Here is a 2,383-nt window from a genome sequence, read left to right as displayed (position 1 = left end):
ACTTTAAACGATTACTCAATTCGATCGCTGAGCAGTTTGACCAACAATGGTTCAGCATTGCAACTCGGAGGTAAAACTCGATTTCGCGAGAATCTGGGTACATTTAGGGGCCGAGCTAGCCTCACTGATGAAGTAACTAAAGATGAGGCAAATACTTATGTATTTCGTCTTCGCCAACGAACAAACTTGAGTGTCAACTTAGAGAATAGGGAGAATTTAGAATTTTTCGACCTATTTGGTACCAAGAAGCGCGTTCAGGCAAGGCTGTTTGATGCAGACGGTGACGTATTGGATTCTACTAGTCGAATCAGACCTGAAGACGATGATGAGTTTAGAATTCGCCTGAATCCTGGAACTTACTCAATCCGGATTACAGGGCGCAGCGAGAACGAGGTTGAGTATCAGTTGAACCTAAGAACATCGAACAATGATTCTAATTTTGATTTTGACGATGATTAATCATTGTTGCTAAAAAGCTGAGAAACTGGGAAAAGTAGAAGTTTCAGCTAGAAATGTTTGTTAGTATGCTCACATCTTGCAGCAGTACAAATGAATGGCTTTGCCAAGGAGCCAATCCATGCGAGAAAAGGGCGTGATGCAATAAGGTTTTCAAGAACAGTGGAATCTATTCTTGTACACGCCCAAGCGATAGTTTACACCCTGCTCGGTCTGATACCGACGGCTTACCAACGCGATAGCCTGCAAGCCTTACTAGGACTATTTCTGGAAGCGCAGGGACATCTTTTGCCCGAACACAGTGCCATTAAATCTGCGGCGGCTTTGAGCCGGTTTTTGAATTACTACGATTGGTCTACGCGAGGTGTGATTCGTTCTGTGCGTCAGCAAATTGTCCAGGAACTGCTTAGAACTCGTCACCGAGGACGAAGACCCTGGCTGAGGGTCATTGTTGACCTGACCACGCTGGAGAAATGCGGCAAATTCAAAGCTTTCGCCGATTTGATCTTGGTCCTGCAAGGGAAGCGAGGGTTACATCTAGTAGTGCTGTACTTGGTCGTGGGCAGTTTTCGAGTGCTCTGGGGATTTCGGGTTTGGCGAGGCAAAGGCGCGCCTAGTGCCGCTCAACTTGCGGTGCGTCTGATTGATACGCTTCCTTCCACCTTAGTCCAAGCCTATCGAGTCGTCGTCCTCGCAGACACCGCCTTTGGGAGTGTGGAATTCCTTAAAGCCATGCGAAAGCGACGTTATCCGGTGATTGCCGGAGTGCGCTGTGACCGCAAACTCTCGGATGGTCGCTCTGTGTGCAACTTGGTCACAAAAGGACAACAGGTGCGCTTAGAGGGCTTGGACTTTCCCGTAACGATTTCCTGGCTTTACCTCAAACGCGAGGGTCAGTGGGAGAAACGCTTCGTCTTATCGACTCGTCCGCTCAAAGCCAGCACCATCCTCTGGTGGGGACGCAAGCGATGGAGCATTGAAGGCTTCTTTAAGACTGCCAAACACCGCTTCGGGTTACATCGATTTGGTCAGCAAACGCTCAAGGGCGTTTATCGCTGGTTTGTCCTTTGTCTGGTCACTTTTGTGCTCGCGCACTGGGTCTATTTGTCCGCCGGCTCATCCACTCTGCCTGATTGGGGAGCATCAGCCACTTTAGCCATGAAACTCCTCCTGCCTGAAGTCGTGATCTGTCTACTTCTTGTCTACCTGGAGCAGGCTCGCCCACTTTTCCAATCCCTTGGATTAGATCTGCAGTTGGTGGAAGTCAAAACTTAGAGCATTTGTTCTGATGCAAGATGTGAGTAGGCGGATTTAAGTGTAAGACGCTCTAGGATCCATCCCGCATGTTGAGAACGATGCTCCAAGCCTTCCATGATGGCATTGGCTAAATCATACTCATTGTCAAAAATTCTGCCCGCGATCTCATGCGTCTTGAGTTGATGCCACTGTGCTTCAATCGGATTCATCTCTGAACTATATGGGGGTAAGAAAAAAAGGGATAAGCCCTGCGACTGCCATTGTTGCCAGTGTTCACGCGCGAAGTGACTTGTATGAGCCGGACTGTTATCTTGAACAATGACGGTGATTCTTCCAGTTTGCTTTAGCAGTTGTTCGCTCTTGTCGGCAATCTGATTCATAAATTTGACATAGCGTTCCTGGTTAAAACTGCCCTGGACCAATCCATACTCGAACGAACGGTTCGGTTGCCATACCCCTAAAATACTGATGCGATCCCCATAGGACTTGATCTAGTCGAGACATTTCTGTTGGTTGATCCGGCTATCGCTGTAACTGACTGGACTTTCCAGACAACAGCCCGATTCATCCAGGTATTTCAATTCTAGATGTCCGTCCGCACAAGCTTGCTCTAGCAGAGCTAGGTCGGCTTGCTTGATTGCTCTCAACTCTAGGTTCTGCCGTCCTCGTT

General features: G+C 48.3%; 3 protein-coding genes. 2 read left to right on the top strand and 1 reads right to left on the bottom strand.

Features of this window, described 5'->3' with window-relative positions; all coding sequences use genetic code 11:
• Together H6F80_RS03725 and H6F80_RS03720 are read left to right on the top strand one after the other, a co-directional pair.
• The coding region (locus H6F80_RS03725; protein WP_206755031.1) for a hypothetical protein at window positions 1-459 on the top strand (459 nt) is incomplete at its 5' end.
• A gap of 159 nt (window positions 460-618) precedes the next feature.
• Entirely contained in the window at window positions 619-1,731 is a 1,113-nt protein-coding gene (locus tag H6F80_RS03720) for a transposase (RefSeq protein ID WP_190790264.1), read from the top strand.
• Here H6F80_RS03720 and H6F80_RS03715 read toward each other — a convergent pair.
• Window positions 1,728-2,183, bottom strand: coding sequence for a transposase (locus H6F80_RS03715; RefSeq protein WP_347277819.1), 456 nt, complete (start codon window positions 2,181-2,183; stop codon window positions 1,728-1,730). The two genes, H6F80_RS03720 and H6F80_RS03715, sit on opposite strands and share 4 nt — an antisense overlap.
• Window positions 2,184-2,383: the final 200 nt, after the last annotated feature.

Source organism: Leptolyngbya sp. FACHB-711, assembly GCF_014695615.1.
In the GTDB taxonomy this organism is placed as follows: domain Bacteria; phylum Cyanobacteriota; class Cyanobacteriia; order Elainellales; family Elainellaceae; genus Leptolyngbya_A.
Note: the sequence above shows the minus strand (reverse complement) of the source record. Positions and strands in the feature narration are given on the sequence as shown.